This window comes from Klebsiella sp. MBT K-1 (assembly GCF_002556465.1).
Taxonomy (GTDB): Bacteria; Pseudomonadota; Gammaproteobacteria; order Enterobacterales; family Enterobacteriaceae; genus Klebsiella; species Klebsiella grimontii.
In genome coordinates, this window is the sequence record NZ_PDEL01000013.1 from 18,713 (window position 1) to 32,164 (window position 13,452).

16 protein-coding genes are annotated in these 13,452 nt (G+C 60.7%); all 16 read left to right on the forward strand.

Annotation, left to right across the window (positions count from 1 at the left end; translation table 11 throughout):
- Nucleotides 1-217: 217 nt before the first annotated feature.
- The 16 genes from pduA to pduS are packed head-to-tail and all read left to right on the forward strand — an operon-like array spanning nucleotide 218 to nucleotide 13,452.
- Complete coding sequence (gene pduA, locus CMQ96_RS19455) at nucleotides 218-502, forward strand: propanediol utilization microcompartment protein PduA (protein WP_001183618.1); 285 nt, start codon at nucleotides 218-220, stop codon at nucleotides 500-502.
- A complete protein-coding gene (pduB, locus tag CMQ96_RS19460) occupies nucleotides 499-1,311 on the forward strand; it encodes a propanediol utilization microcompartment protein PduB (RefSeq protein ID WP_004133650.1) in 813 nt (270 codons plus the stop codon). The genes pduA and pduB overlap by 4 nt, the downstream gene beginning before the upstream one ends.
- 18 nt (nucleotides 1,312-1,329) lie before the next feature.
- Nucleotides 1,330-2,994: a propanediol dehydratase large subunit PduC gene (gene pduC / locus CMQ96_RS19465; protein WP_024358534.1), complete on the forward strand. Its 1,665-nt coding sequence runs from the start codon at nucleotides 1,330-1,332 to the stop codon at nucleotides 2,992-2,994.
- 10 nt (nucleotides 2,995-3,004) lie between these two features.
- Nucleotides 3,005-3,664 carry a propanediol dehydratase medium subunit PduD gene (gene pduD, locus CMQ96_RS19470; protein ID WP_004124509.1) on the forward strand — a complete coding sequence of 220 codons (660 nt, stop codon included), beginning with the start codon at nucleotides 3,005-3,007 and terminating at the stop codon, nucleotides 3,662-3,664.
- A gap of 14 nt (nucleotides 3,665-3,678) precedes the next feature.
- Nucleotides 3,679-4,200: a propanediol dehydratase small subunit PduE gene (gene pduE, locus CMQ96_RS19475; RefSeq protein WP_004133648.1), complete on the forward strand. Its 522-nt coding sequence runs from the start codon at nucleotides 3,679-3,681 to the stop codon at nucleotides 4,198-4,200.
- Nucleotides 4,201-4,215: 15 nt separating this feature from the next.
- Nucleotides 4,216-6,048 (forward strand): propanediol dehydratase reactivase alpha subunit PduG, encoded by a 1,833-nt coding sequence (gene pduG, locus CMQ96_RS19480; protein WP_098067189.1) that lies wholly within the window; start codon nucleotides 4,216-4,218, stop codon nucleotides 6,046-6,048.
- Entirely contained in the window at nucleotides 6,038-6,388 is a 351-nt protein-coding gene (gene pduH / locus CMQ96_RS19485) for a propanediol dehydratase reactivase beta subunit PduH (RefSeq protein WP_029669736.1), read from the forward strand. The genes pduG and pduH overlap by 11 nt, the downstream gene beginning before the upstream one ends.
- 19 nt (nucleotides 6,389-6,407) lie before the next feature.
- The gene (gene pduJ / locus CMQ96_RS19490) at nucleotides 6,408-6,683 is read left to right on the forward strand and encodes a propanediol utilization microcompartment protein PduJ (RefSeq protein ID WP_001057755.1); all 276 of its coding nucleotides are present in this window, start codon (nucleotides 6,408-6,410) and stop codon (nucleotides 6,681-6,683) included.
- A gap of 3 nt (nucleotides 6,684-6,686) precedes the next feature.
- Nucleotides 6,687-7,169: a BMC domain-containing protein gene (locus CMQ96_RS19495; RefSeq protein ID WP_098067190.1), complete on the forward strand. Its 483-nt coding sequence runs from the start codon at nucleotides 6,687-6,689 to the stop codon at nucleotides 7,167-7,169.
- On the forward strand, nucleotides 7,169-7,801 hold the full coding sequence (locus CMQ96_RS19500) for a phosphate propanoyltransferase (protein ID WP_098067191.1): 633 nt from the start codon (nucleotides 7,169-7,171) through the stop codon (nucleotides 7,799-7,801). Before CMQ96_RS19495 ends, CMQ96_RS19500 begins: the two co-directional genes overlap by 1 nt.
- Entirely contained in the window at nucleotides 7,798-8,289 is a 492-nt protein-coding gene (gene pduM / locus CMQ96_RS19505) for a microcompartment protein PduM (protein ID WP_024358538.1), read from the forward strand. The genes CMQ96_RS19500 and pduM overlap by 4 nt, the downstream gene beginning before the upstream one ends.
- Before the next feature lie 3 nt (nucleotides 8,290-8,292).
- On the forward strand, nucleotides 8,293-8,568 hold the full coding sequence (gene pduN, locus CMQ96_RS19510) for a propanediol utilization microcompartment protein PduN (RefSeq protein ID WP_004133641.1): 276 nt from the start codon (nucleotides 8,293-8,295) through the stop codon (nucleotides 8,566-8,568).
- 9 nt (nucleotides 8,569-8,577) lie between these two features.
- Nucleotides 8,578-9,588, forward strand: coding sequence for a two-domain cob(I)yrinic acid a,c-diamide adenosyltransferase PduO (gene pduO / locus CMQ96_RS19515; protein WP_098067192.1), 1,011 nt, complete (start codon nucleotides 8,578-8,580; stop codon nucleotides 9,586-9,588).
- Nucleotides 9,585-10,976, forward strand: coding sequence for a CoA-acylating propionaldehyde dehydrogenase PduP (pduP, locus tag CMQ96_RS19520; RefSeq protein ID WP_004133639.1), 1,392 nt, complete (start codon nucleotides 9,585-9,587; stop codon nucleotides 10,974-10,976). Before pduO ends, pduP begins: the two co-directional genes overlap by 4 nt.
- Nucleotides 10,977-10,987: 11 nt before the next feature.
- On the forward strand, nucleotides 10,988-12,100 hold the full coding sequence (pduQ, locus tag CMQ96_RS19525; protein WP_024358540.1) for a 1-propanol dehydrogenase PduQ: 1,113 nt from the start codon (nucleotides 10,988-10,990) through the stop codon (nucleotides 12,098-12,100).
- Entirely contained in the window at nucleotides 12,097-13,452 is a 1,356-nt protein-coding gene (gene pduS, locus CMQ96_RS19530; protein ID WP_024358541.1) for a cobalamin reductase PduS, read from the forward strand. The genes pduQ and pduS overlap by 4 nt, the downstream gene beginning before the upstream one ends.

Here is a 13,452-nt window from a genome sequence, read left to right on the forward strand (position 1 = left end):
GTCATGAACAAATTTGTAAATATGGAATATACAAAACAAGATAATCACATAAGATAAAATAAAAATAGATAATAAAATCATCATATTAAATTTATAAACGACAATTTTATATTATCCAACACCCACTATTTTTTCATCATCAAATTCAAGTCAGCCATTCTTTTTCCTCGCATCTTCTTATAGTCCCAACTATCGGAACACTCCATGCGAGGTCTTTATGCAACAAGAAGCACTAGGAATGGTAGAAACCAAAGGCTTAACCGCAGCCATAGAGGCCGCTGATGCAATGGTGAAGTCAGCCAATGTGATGTTAGTGGGCTATGAAAAGATTGGCTCCGGGCTGGTCACCGTCATCGTGCGCGGCGACGTTGGCGCGGTAAAAGCGGCCACCGATGCCGGTGCCGCCGCCGCACGTAACGTGGGAGAAGTGAAAGCCGTACACGTCATCCCACGCCCTCACACCGATGTAGAAAAAATCTTACCGAAGGGAATTAGCCAATGAGCAGCAATGAGCTGGTTGAACAGATCATGGCTCAGGTGATTGCCCGTGTGGCAACGCCGGAACAACAGGCCATCCCTACTGAAAACCATCCAATACGAGAGACGGCTATGGCAGAAAAAAGCTGCAGTTTAACGGAATTTGTCGGGACCGCCATTGGCGACACCCTGGGCCTGGTGATCGCCAACGTCGATACCGCCCTGCTGGACGCGATGAAGCTGGAAAAACGCTATCGCTCCATCGGCATTCTCGGCGCCCGCACCGGCGCTGGCCCGCACATTATGGCGGCGGATGAAGCGGTGAAGGCCACCAACACCGAAGTGGTCAGCATTGAGCTTCCGCGCGATACCAAAGGCGGCGCGGGCCACGGTTCGCTGATTATTTTAGGCGGCAACGACGTTTCCGACGTTAAGCGCGGTATCGAAGTCGCGCTGAAAGAGCTCGACCGCACCTTCGGCGATGTTTACGGCAACGAAGCCGGGCATATCGAGCTGCAGTACACCGCTCGCGCCAGCTACGCCCTGGAAAAAGCGTTCGGCGCGCCGATTGGCCGCGCCTGCGGCATCATCGTTGGCGCTCCGGCCTCCGTTGGCGTGCTGATGGCCGATACCGCGCTGAAGTCAGCCAACGTTGAAGTCGTGGCCTATAGCTCCCCGGCGCACGGCACCAGCTTCAGTAACGAAGCCATTCTGGTGATTTCCGGCGACTCCGGCGCGGTCCGCCAGGCGGTCATCTCGGCGCGCGAAATCGGCAAAACCGTTCTTGCGACCCTCGGTGCTGAACCGAAAAACGATCGCCCGTCCTACATCTGATACCCACGAGGCTGATTCATGAGATCGAAAAGATTTGAAGCACTGGCGAAACGCCCTGTGAATCAGGACGGCTTCGTTAAGGAGTGGATCGAAGAAGGCTTTATCGCAATGGAAAGCCCGAACGACCCGAAACCGTCGATTAAAATCGTTAACGGCGCGGTAACCGAGCTGGACGGGAAACCGGTAAGCGAATTCGACCTGATCGACCACTTTATCGCCCGCTACGGCATCAATCTGAACCGCGCTGAAGAAGTGATGGCGATGGATTCGGTCAAGCTGGCCAATATGCTGTGCGATCCGAACGTCAAACGCAGCGAAATCGTCCCGCTGACCACCGCGATGACGCCGGCGAAAATCGTCGAAGTGGTTTCGCATATGAACGTGGTCGAGATGATGATGGCGATGCAGAAAATGCGCGCCCGCCGCACCCCGTCCCAGCAGGCCCACGTCACCAACGTCAAAGATAACCCGGTACAAATTGCCGCCGATGCCGCCGAAGGCGCATGGCGCGGATTTGACGAACAGGAAACCACCGTTGCGGTAGCGCGCTATGCGCCGTTCAACGCCATCGCGCTGCTGGTGGGCTCGCAGGTAGGCCGTCCGGGCGTGCTGACTCAGTGCTCGCTGGAAGAAGCCACCGAGCTGAAGCTCGGCATGCTGGGCCATACCTGCTACGCCGAAACCATCTCCGTCTACGGCACCGAGCCGGTCTTTACCGATGGCGACGACACGCCGTGGTCGAAGGGCTTCCTGGCCTCGTCCTACGCCTCTCGCGGCCTGAAAATGCGTTTCACCTCCGGCTCCGGCTCGGAAGTGCAGATGGGCTACGCCGAAGGCAAATCCATGCTTTATCTGGAAGCGCGCTGCATCTACATCACCAAAGCCGCCGGCGTTCAGGGGCTGCAAAACGGCTCGGTAAGCTGCATCGGCGTGCCGTCCGCGGTGCCGTCAGGCATTCGCGCGGTGCTGGCGGAAAACCTGATCTGCTCGTCGCTGGATCTGGAATGCGCCTCCAGTAACGACCAGACCTTTACCCACTCCGATATGCGTCGCACCGCACGTCTGCTGATGCAGTTCCTGCCGGGAACCGACTTCATCTCTTCCGGTTATTCCGCGGTGCCGAACTACGACAACATGTTCGCTGGCTCCAACGAAGATGCCGAAGACTTTGACGACTACAACGTTATCCAGCGCGACCTGAAGGTGGACGGCGGTCTGCGTCCGGTGCGTGAAGAGGACGTCATCGCCATCCGTAACAAAGCCGCCCGCGCGTTGCAGGCCGTGTTTGCCGGAATGGGGCTGCCGCCGATTACCGATGAAGAAGTTGAAGCCGCGACCTACGCCCACGGTTCGAAAGATATGCCGGAGCGCAATATCGTCGAAGACATCAAGTTCGCCCAGGAAATCATCAATCAAAACCGCAACGGTCTGGAAGTGGTGAAAGCGCTGGCGCAGGGCGGGTTTACCGACGTGGCCCAGGACATGCTCAACATCCAGAAGGCCAAGCTGACCGGGGACTATCTGCATACCTCCGCGATTATCGTCGGCGACGGACAGGTGCTGTCAGCCGTCAACGACATTAACGATTATGCCGGTCCGGCAACGGGCTATCGCCTGCAGGGCGAACGCTGGGAAGAGATTAAAAACATCCCTGGCGCTCTTGATCCCAACGAGATTGATTAAGGGGTGAGAAATGGAAATTAATGAAAAATTGCTGCGCCAGATAATTGAAGACGTGCTTAGCGAAATGAAGGGCAGCGATAAACCGGTCTCGTTTAATGCGCCGGCGGCCTCCGCTGCGCCTGCTGGCGACGGTTTCCTGACCGAAGTGGGCGAAGCACGCCAGGGAACCCAGCAGGACGAAGTGATTATCGCCGTCGGCCCGGCGTTCGGCCTGGCGCAGACCGTCAATATCGTCGGCATCCCGCACAAAAGCATTCTGCGCGAAGTGATTGCCGGTATTGAAGAAGAAGGCATTAAAGCGCGCGTGATTCGCTGCTTTAAATCCTCCGACGTGGCCTTCGTCGCCGTTGAGGGCAATCGCCTGAGCGGCTCCGGCATCTCTATCGGCATCCAGTCGAAAGGCACAACGGTTATCCACCAGCAGGGGCTGCCGCCGCTCTCCAACCTGGAGCTGTTCCCACAGGCGCCGCTGCTGACCCTGGACACCTACCGTCAGATTGGTAAGAACGCCGCCCGCTATGCGAAACGCGAATCGCCGCAGCCGGTCCCGACGCTGAATGACCAGATGGCGCGGCCGAAGTACCAGGCGAAATCGGCCATTTTGCACATTAAAGAGACCAAGTACGTGGTGACGGGTAAAAACCCGCAGGAACTGCGCGTGGCGCTTTGATAAAGGATAACTCCATGAATACCGACGCAATTGAATCGATGGTTCGCGACGTATTGAGCCGCATGAACAGCCTGCAGGGCGAGGCGCCAGCGGCGGCTCCGGCGGCTGGCGGCGCATCCCGTAGCGCCAGGGTCAGCGACTACCCGCTGGCGAACAAGCACCCGGAATGGGTGAAAACCGCCACCAATAAAACGCTGGACGACTTTACGCTGGAAAACGTGCTGAGCAATAAAGTCACCGCTCAGGATATGCGTATTACCCCGGAAACCCTGCGCTTACAGGCGTCGATCGCCAAAGACGCGGGCCGCGACCGGCTGGCGATGAACTTCGAACGCGCCGCCGAGCTGACCGCGGTACCGGACGATCGCATTCTTGAAATCTACAACGCCCTTCGCCCCTACCGTTCAACGAAAGAGGAGCTGCTCGCTATCGCCGACGATCTCGAAAGCCGCTATCAGGCGAAGATTTGCGCAGCTTTCGTTCGCGAAGCGGCCACGCTGTACGTCGAGCGTAAAAAACTCAAAGGCGACGATTAACTACAGGGGGCGGTGATGCGATATATAGCTGGCATTGATATCGGCAACTCATCGACGGAAGTCGCCCTGGCGACTCTGGATGAGGCTGGCGCGCTGACGATTACGCATAGCGCGTTGGCGGAAACCACCGGGATCAAAGGCACGTTGCGTAACGTGTTCGGGATCCAGGAAGCGCTTGCCCTCGTGGCAAAGCGCGCCGGGATCGGCGTCGGCGATATTTCGCTCATTCGCATTAACGAAGCCACGCCGGTGATTGGCGATGTGGCGATGGAAACCATTACCGAAACCATCATCACCGAGTCGACCATGATCGGCCATAACCCGAAAACGCCCGGCGGCGTGGGGCTTGGCGTTGGCATCACTATTACGCCGCAGGAGCTGTTAATCCGCCCGGCGGAGGCCCCCTATATCCTGGTGGTGTCATCGGCCTTCGATTTTGCCGATATCGCGAACGTTATCAACGCCTCCCTGCGCGCCGGGTATCAGATTACCGGCGTCATTTTGCAACGCGACGATGGCGTGCTGGTCAGCAACCGGCTGGAAAAACCGCTGCCGATCGTTGACGAAGTGCTGTACATCGACCGCATTCCGCTGGGAATGCTGGCGGCGATTGAGGTCGCCGTCCCGGGGAAGGTTATCGAAACCCTCTCCAACCCTTACGGTATCGCCACCGTATTCAACCTCAACGCCGAGGAGACCAAAAACATCGTCCCGATGGCCCGGGCGCTGATTGGCAATCGTTCCGCCGTGGTGGTCAAAACGCCATCGGGCGACGTTAAAGCGCGCGCCATACCTGCGGGAAATCTGGAACTGCTGGCCCAGGGGCGCAGCGTGCGCGTGGATGTCGCCGCCGGAGCCGAGGCCATCATGAAAGCGGTCGACGGCTGCGGCAGGCTCGATAACGTCACCGGTGAGTCCGGCACCAATATCGGCGGCATGCTGGAGCACGTGCGCCAGACCATGGCCGAGCTGACCAACAAGCCGAGCAGCGAGATTTTCATTCAGGATCTGCTGGCCGTCGATACCTCGGTACCGGTGAGCGTCACCGGCGGACTGGCTGGGGAGTTCTCGCTGGAGCAGGCCGTCGGCATCGCCTCGATGGTGAAATCGGATCGCCTGCAGATGGCGATGATCGCCCGCGAGATTGAGCAGAAGCTCAATATCGACGTGCAGATCGGCGGCGCCGAGGCCGAAGCCGCCATCCTGGGCGCGCTGACCACGCCGGGCACCACCCGACCGCTGGCGATCCTCGACCTCGGCGCGGGCTCCACCGATGCCTCCATCATCAACCCTAAAGGCGAAATCATCGCCACCCACCTCGCCGGAGCAGGTGATATGGTGACGATGATCATTGCCCGTGAGCTGGGGCTGGAGGACCGCTATCTGGCGGAAGAGATCAAGAAGTTCCCGCTGGCTAAGGTGGAAAGCCTGTTCCATTTGCGCCACGAGGACGGCAGCGTGCAGTTTTTCTCTACGCCGCTGCCCCCGGCCGTCTTCGCCCGCGTCTGCGTGGTAAAGCCGGACGAACTGGTGCCGCTGCCCGGCGACTTAGCGCTGGAAAAAGTGCGTGCCATTCGCCGTAGCGCCAAAGAGCGGGTCTTTGTCACCAACGCCCTGCGCGCGCTGCGTCAGGTCAGCCCCACCGGCAACATTCGCGATATTCCGTTCGTGGTGCTGGTGGGCGGTTCGTCGCTGGATTTCGAAGTCCCGCAGCTGGTCACCGATGCGCTGGCGCACTACCGCCTGGTTGCCGGGCGCGGAAATATTCGCGGCAGCGAAGGCCCGAGAAACGCGGTGGCCACCGGGCTGATTCTCTCCTGGCACAAGGAGTTCGCGCATGGACAGTAATCACAGCGCCCCGGCCATCGTCATTACCGCCATCGCCGGCTGCGACGGCCTGTGGCGCGAAGTGCTGCTGGGCATTGAAGAGGAAGGCATCCCTTTCCTGCTCCAGCATCATCCGGCCGGAGAAGTCGTGGACAGTGCCTGGCAGGCGGCGCGCAGCTCGCCGCTGCTGGTGGGCATCGCCTGCGACCGCCATACGCTGGTCGTGCACTACAAGAATTTACCCGCATCGGCGCCGCTTTTTACGCTGATGCATCATCAGGACAGTCAGGCCCATCGTAACACCGGAAATAACGCGGCACGGCTGGTCAAAGGGATCCCTTTCCGGGATCTGAATCGCTAAGCAACAGGAGAACGGCAGAATGAATAACGCACTGGGACTGGTTGAAACAAAAGGGTTGGTGGGCGCTATTGAAGCCGCCGACGCCATGGTGAAATCCGCCAACGTGCAGCTGGTTGGCTACGAAAAAATTGGCTCGGGTCTGGTGACCGTGATGGTTCGCGGCGACGTCGGCGCGGTTAAAGCGGCGGTGGACGCGGGCAGCGCGGCGGCAAGCGTGGTGGGTGAAGTGAAATCCTGCCACGTGATCCCGCGTCCGCACAGCGACGTTGAGGCCATTTTACCGAAATCAGCCTGATTGATGGCGAATAAGGAGCACCGCGTGAAGCAATCACTGGGATTACTTGAAGTTTGTGGTCTGGCACTGGCTATCAGCTGCGCCGATATCATGGCGAAATCCGCTTCTATCACGCTGGTCGCCCTCGAAAAGACCAATGGTTCAGGCTGGACGGTGATTAAAATTACCGGTGATGTGGCCTCCGTGCAGGCGGCTATCACCACCGGTGCGCAGTTTGCCGAACAGCGAAACGGCCTGGTGGCCCACAAAGTCATCGCCAGGCCAGGAGAAGGGATCCTGCGCGCGCAGACGCCCCCGCTCTCCGTCATGCAACCTGAGCCTGAAGAGTCAGAAACGACGGATGTCGTTTCTGAAGCGCCAGCAGAAGAGCTCCCGCAGGAACAGGGGCTGGTTAGCTGCAACCTGTGTCTGGACCCGAAATGTCCGCGCCAGAAAGGCGAGCCGCGCTCGCTTTGCATTCATCCCGGCAAGCGAGGTGAGGCGTAATGGATAAACAGCTTCTGGAATCAACGGTCAGTAAAGTTCTCGACGAGATGCGCCTGCGGCCCATCCCGCTGGGGGTTTCAAATCGTCATATCCATCTGTCCGCGGCGGATTACGAACGCCTGTTCCCCGGCCATCCTATCAGCGAGAAAAAAGCGCTCCTGCAGCCGGGACAGTACGCCGCGGAGCAAACCGTCACTCTGGTGGGGCCGAAGGGGCAGCTGAAAAATGTACGCCTGCTCGGCCCACTGCGCTCGGTAAGCCAGGTGGAAATCTCGCGTACCGATGCCAGAACCCTGGGCGTTGCGGCGCCGCTGAGAATGTCCGGCAACCTGAAGGGCACGCCGGGCATCCGCCTGGTCAGCCCTTTTGGCGAGCTGGAGCTGACGTCAGGGGTTATCGTCGCACAACGGCATATTCATATGTCGCCGCTCGATGCGCTGATCCTGCGGGTCACCCACGGCGACAGAGTGTCGGTGGCCATTGAAGGCGACGAGCGCGGGCTGATCCTCAACAACGTGGCGGTTCGCGTTTCGCCGGACATGCGCCTCGAAATGCACATTGATACCGATGAGGCTAACGCCGCTGGAGCCGATAGCCCGCAGGCCTTTGCCCGGCTGGTAGGCCCGCGATGAACGGCGAACTTCTGCAGCGCATTGTGGAGACGATCGTCTCCCGGCTGCAGCGGCGCGCCGAAAGCACGGCGACGTTGAGCGTGGCGCAGCTACGTGATGCCGACTGCCGGAGTCTGTTCTGCCAGCACGCGTCGCTGCGCGTTCTGCTCGTCGACCTGCCGCTGCTGAACCAGCTGGCGGAGGCGGACACCGACGATGCCGCCGTTCGTAATATTCACGACGCGCTGGCTTTCGGCATCCGCGTGCAGCTCACCCTGCACGGCCAGCTGCTGCCGGTTATCCCGGTTAAAAAACTGGCTCGCCTGCCGCTGACCTTTGCCGATGAACGCGGGCTGCCGCTGGTTCTGCACGCAGGTTCGGTGCTCAGCTATCGCGACGTCGCGCCGCTGGGTCAGGGGCGTCTGGTTATTCAGCGCAAATGCCTCGTGACCGCCCTGGCGCGCGACGCGGCGCGCGCGCGGAATATTCAATTAATTAAGCAGGAGTAAATCATGCATCTGGCACGAGTCACGGGCGCGGTTGTCTCCACGCAAAAATCGCCTTCCCTGGTCGGGAAAAAGCTTCTGTTGGTGCGGCGGGTCAGCGCCGATGGCGAACTTCCCGCCTCGCCCACCTCCGGCGATGAAGTCGCCGTGGACTCCGTCGGCGCAGGCGTCGGCGAGCTGGTTCTGCTCAGCGGCGGCTCCAGCGCCAGGCACGTTTTTTCCGGGCCAAACGAGGCCATCGACCTCGCCGTTGTCGGCATTGTCGATACGCTTTCACGTTAAGGAGCGACTATGGCGATTTATACCCGAACGGGTGACGCTGGCACCACCTCACTCTTTACCGGCCAGCGGGTGAGCAAAACCCACCCGCGGGTTGAAGCCTACGGCACGCTAGACGAGCTGAACGCCGCGCTGAGCCTGTGCGCCTGCGCCGCCGCGGATGAAAACCACCGCGCCCTGCTCGAGGCCATCCAGCAGCAAATTTTCTGGTTTAGCGCCGAGCTGGCCAGCGACAGCGAACGGTCGTCGCCTAAACAGCGCTACATCAGCAGCGAAGAGATTTCCGCCCTGGAAGCCGCCATCGATCGGGCCATGGCCCGCGTTGAACCGCTGCACAGCTTTATTTTACCCGGCCGCTGCGAAGCCGCGAGCCGCCTGCATTTTGCCCGCACGCTGGCCCGCCGGGCCGAACGCCGCCTGGTGGAGCTGGCGGCGGAAGTCAACGTGCGCCAGGTGCTGATGCGCTACATCAATCGCTTATCAGACTGCCTGTACGCCCTGGCCCGCGCCGAAGATAGCGACGCGCACCAGAACAACCTTATCCGTGAAATAAGCCGGCGCTATCTGGCCGCCAGCCAGCCGAGCCGCAGCAAGGAGACGACGCCCGTGGCCCTCTCATTCCACGATCTACACCAGCTCACCCGCGCCGCCGTCGAGCGCGCGCAGCAGCTACAGGTGCCGGTGGTGATCAGCATCGTTGACGCCCACGGCACCGAAACCGTGACCTGGCGGATGCCGGACGCCCTGCTGGTCAGCAGCGAACTGGCGCCGAAAAAGGCCTGGACCGCGGTGGCGATGAAAACGGCGACCCATGAGCTGAACGATGTGGTTCAGCCGGGCGCCGCGCTTTATGGCCTCGAAACGCATTTGCAGGGAAAAGTGGTCACCTTTGGCGGCGGTTACGCCCTGTGGCGCGACGGCTTATTAATCGGGGGTCTTGGCATCAGCGGCGGCAGCGTTGAGCAGGACATGGACATAGCACGGACCGCCATCGCGGCCATTAACGTGGGAACTCATCAATGAATACTTCTGAACTCGAAACCCTTATTCGCACCATTCTTAGCGAACAGTTAACCCCGGCGCAAACGCCGGAGCAGCCGCAGGGCAAAGGGATATTTCAGTCCGTCAGCGAGGCTATCGACGCTGCGCACCAGGCGTTCTTACGTTATCAGCAGTGCCCGCTGAAAACCCGCAGCGCCATCATCAGCGCAATGCGCCAGGAGCTGACGCCGCTGCTGGCCGCGCTGGCGGAAGAGAGCGCCAATGAAACGGGCATGGGCAACAAAGAAGACAAATACCTGAAAAACAAGGCTGCGCTGGACAACACCCCCGGCGTGGAAGATCTCACCACCACCGCGCTGACCGGCGACGGCGGAATGGTGCTGTTTGAATATTCGCCGTTTGGCGTAATCGGGTCGGTCGCGCCGAGCACCAACCCAACGGAGACCATCATCAACAACAGCATCAGCATGCTGGCGGCGGGCAACAGCGTCTACTTCAGCCCGCATCCGGGGGCGAAAAAGGTCTCACTCAAGCTCATCAGCCTGATTGAAGAGATTGCCTTCCGCTGCTGCGGCATTCGCAACCTGGTGGTCACCGTGGCGGAACCGACGTTTGAAGCCACCCAGCAGATGATGGCCCATCCGCGCATTGCGGTCCTCGCTATTACCGGCGGCCCCGGCATTGTGGCAATGGGCATGAAGAGCGGTAAAAAAGTGATTGGCGCCGGCGCGGGCAACCCGCCCTGCATCGTCGATGAAACGGCGGATCTGGTCAAAGCGGCGGAGGATATCATCAACGGCGCCTCGTTCGATTACAACCTGCCCTGCATTGCCGAGAAGAGCCTGATTGTGGTGGAGAGCGTCGCCGAACGTCTGGTGCAACAAATGCAAGCCTTCGGCGCGCTGCTGCTGAGCCCGGCCGATACCGATAAACTCCGCGCCGCCTGCCTGCCTGAAGGCCTGGCCAATAAGAAGCTGGTCGGCAAAAGCCCGTCGGCGATGCTGGAAGCCGCCGGGATCGCCGTTCCGGCGAAAGCGCCGCGCCTGCTGATCGCTATCGTCAACGCTGACGATCCGTGGGTCACCAGCGAACAGCTGATGCCGATGCTGCCGGTGGTCAAAGTCAGCGATTTCGATAGCGCGCTGGCGCTGGCGCTGAAGGTTGAAGAAGGCCTGCACCATACCGCCATTATGCACTCGCAAAACGTCTCGCGCCTGAACCTCGCGGCCCGCACTCTGCAAACCTCGATATTCGTTAAGAACGGCCCCTCTTATGCCGGGATCGGCGTCGGTGGAGAAGGCTTTACCACCTTTACTATTGCCACGCCAACCGGAGAAGGAACAACCTCGGCGCGCACGTTTGCCCGTTCCCGTCGCTGCGTGCTGACCAACGGCTTTTCCATTCGCTAACCGAGGTCGCGATGAAGACTTTCTCACTACAAACGCGGTTGTACAGCGGTCAGGGTAGCCTGGCGGCGCTCAAGCGCTTTACCAACAAGCACATCTGGATTATCTGCGATGGCTTTCTTGCGCGCTCGCCGCTGCTGGAGACCCTGCGCAACGCGTTGCCCGCAGATAACCGCATTAGCGTCTTTAGCGAGATAACCCCGGACCCCACTATCCACACCGTGGTACAGGGCATTGCGCAAATGCAGGCCCTGCAACCGCAGGTGGTCATCGGCTTCGGCGGCGGATCGGCAATGGATGCGGCGAAAGCTATCGTCTGGTTCAGCCAGCAGAGCGGCATCAGCATCGAAACCTGCGTGGCGATACCGACCACCAGCGGTACCGGTTCAGAAGTGACCAGCGCCTGCGTGATTAGCGACCCGGATAAAGGCATCAAGTACCCGCTGTTCAACAACGCGCTGTACCCGGATATGGCGATCCTTGACCCGGAACTGGTGGTCAGCGTGCCGCCGCAGATTACGGCCAACACCGGCATGGACGTGTTAACTCACGCGCTGGAGGCGTGGGTCTCTCCGCACGCCAGCGACTTTACCGACGCGCTGGCGGAAAAAGCCGCCAAACTGGTGTTCCAGTATCTGCCCACCGCGGTGGAAAAAGGCGACTGCGTGGCGACGCGCGGGAAAATGCACAACGCCTCAACCCTTGCCGGGATGGCCTTCAGCCAGGCGGGACTGGGGCTTAACCACGCCATCGCCCACCAGCTTGGCGGACAGTTTCATCTGCCGCACGGCCTGGCCAACGCGCTGCTGTTAACCACGGTTATCCGCTTTAACGCCGCTGTTCCCCGTGCTGGCAAACGCTACGCGCGGTTGGCCAAAGCCTGTGGATTTTGCCCGGCAGAGGCCAACGACGTCACGGCGATCAATGCCCTGATCCAGCAAATCGAACGACTCAAGCAACGCTGCGCGCTGCCTTCGCTGGCGGTGGCGCTGAAAGAAGGACGAACCGCGTTTTCCGCGCGTATTCCGGCCATGGTGCAGGCCGCGCTGGCTGACGTCACGCTACGCACCAATCCTCGCCCGGCCAGCGCCGAGGAGATTCGGGAACTGCTGGAGGAACTGCTATGAGTCGCGCCGTCAACGCTGTTGAAATGGCCCTGAGCGCCGATGACATCCGCGAGCGCGTTCGCGCGGCGGGCGTGGTCGGCGCGGGGGGCGCGGGATTTCCCGCCCACGTGAAGCTACAGGCGCAGGTAGAAATTTTCCTGGTCAACGCCGCCGAGTGCGAACCGATGCTCAAGGTCGACCAGCAGCTGATGTGGCAGCAGGCTTCGCGCCTTGTCCGCGGCGTGCAGTACGCAATGACGGCAACCGGCGCGCGCGAAGGGGTGATCGCCCTGAAAGAGAAGTACCGCCGGGCTATCGACGCCCTCACCCCGCTGCTGCCTGCCGGTATCCGCCTGCATATTCTGCCGGATGTCTATCCGGCGGGCGATGAGGTGCTGACTATCTGGATGGCGACCGGCCGCAGAGTCGCGCCCGCCGCGCTGCCGGCCAGCGTTGGCGTGGTGGTCAATAACGTACAAACGGTCCTTAACATTGCCCGCGCGGTCGAACAGCAGTTTCCGGTCACCCGCCGAACGCTGACCGTTAACGGCGCAGTCGCCAGGCCGCTGACCGTCACCGTTCCTATCGGCATGCCGCTGCGCGAAGTGCTGGCATTGGCGGGCGGCGCGACGGTCGACGACCCCGGTTTTATTAACGGCGGCCCGATGATGGGCGGGCTGATTACCTCTCTCGATAATCCGGTGACCAAAACCACCGGCGGCCTGCTGGTGCTGCCGAAAAGCCATCCGCTTATTCAGCGGCGGATGCAGGATGAGCGCACGGTACTTTCCGTCGCCCGCACCGTCTGCGAGCAGTGCCGACTGTGTACCGATCTCTGCCCGCGACATCTGATCGGCCACGAACTCTCTCCGCACCTGCTGGTGCGGGCGGTGAACTTTCACCATGCCGCCACGCCGCAGCTGCTGCTGAGCGCCCTCACCTGCTCGGAATGCAACGTCTGCGAAAGCGTGGCCTGCCCGGTGGGGATCTCGCCGATGCGCATCAACCGGATGCTGAAACGCGAGCTGCGGGCGCAAAACCAGCGCTACGAAGGGCCGCTCTATCCGGCCGATGAGATGGCGAAGTATCGCCTGGTGCCGGTGAAGCGGCTGATCGCCAAACTGGGGTTAAGCCCCTGGTATCAGGAGGCGCCGCTGGTGGAAGACGAACCGGCGGTCGAAACCGTAACGTTGCCGCTGCGCCAGCATATCGGCGCCAGCGCGGTAGCCAACGTTGCAGTGGGAGAAAGCGTCACGCGCGGGCAATGCGTTGCCGATATCCCGGCAGGCGCGTTAGGCGCGCCGATTCACGCCAGCATCGACGGCGTGGTTGCGGCCATCAGCGAACAGGCCATCACGGTGGTAAGAGGTTAA

Excerpts from the sequence above, each read along its gene's own strand:
- pduG (WP_098067189.1), top strand. The coding sequence starts at position 4,216 with ATGCGATATATAGCTGGCATTGATATCGGCAACTCATCGACGGAAGTC.
- pduP (WP_004133639.1), top strand. The coding sequence starts at position 9,585 with ATGAATACTTCTGAACTCGAAACCCTTATTCGCACCATTCTTAGCGAA.
- CMQ96_RS19500 (WP_098067191.1), top strand. The coding sequence starts at position 7,169 with ATGGATAAACAGCTTCTGGAATCAACGGTCAGTAAAGTTCTCGACGAG.
- pduE (WP_004133648.1), top strand. The coding sequence starts at position 3,679 with ATGAATACCGACGCAATTGAATCGATGGTTCGCGACGTATTGAGCCGC.
- pduJ (WP_001057755.1), top strand. The coding sequence starts at position 6,408 with ATGAATAACGCACTGGGACTGGTTGAAACAAAAGGGTTGGTGGGCGCT.
- pduC (WP_024358534.1), top strand. The coding sequence starts at position 1,330 with ATGAGATCGAAAAGATTTGAAGCACTGGCGAAACGCCCTGTGAATCAG.
- CMQ96_RS19495 (WP_098067190.1), top strand. The coding sequence starts at position 6,687 with ATGGCGAATAAGGAGCACCGCGTGAAGCAATCACTGGGATTACTTGAA.
- pduA (WP_001183618.1), top strand. The coding sequence starts at position 218 with ATGCAACAAGAAGCACTAGGAATGGTAGAAACCAAAGGCTTAACCGCA.
- pduH (WP_029669736.1), top strand. The coding sequence starts at position 6,038 with ATGGACAGTAATCACAGCGCCCCGGCCATCGTCATTACCGCCATCGCC.
- pduO (WP_098067192.1), top strand. The coding sequence starts at position 8,578 with ATGGCGATTTATACCCGAACGGGTGACGCTGGCACCACCTCACTCTTT.
- pduM (WP_024358538.1), top strand. The coding sequence starts at position 7,798 with ATGAACGGCGAACTTCTGCAGCGCATTGTGGAGACGATCGTCTCCCGG.
- pduN (WP_004133641.1), top strand. The coding sequence starts at position 8,293 with ATGCATCTGGCACGAGTCACGGGCGCGGTTGTCTCCACGCAAAAATCG.
- pduQ (WP_024358540.1), top strand. The coding sequence starts at position 10,988 with ATGAAGACTTTCTCACTACAAACGCGGTTGTACAGCGGTCAGGGTAGC.
- pduD (WP_004124509.1), top strand. The coding sequence starts at position 3,005 with ATGGAAATTAATGAAAAATTGCTGCGCCAGATAATTGAAGACGTGCTT.
- pduS (WP_024358541.1), top strand. The coding sequence starts at position 12,097 with ATGAGTCGCGCCGTCAACGCTGTTGAAATGGCCCTGAGCGCCGATGAC.
- pduB (WP_004133650.1), top strand. The coding sequence starts at position 499 with ATGAGCAGCAATGAGCTGGTTGAACAGATCATGGCTCAGGTGATTGCC.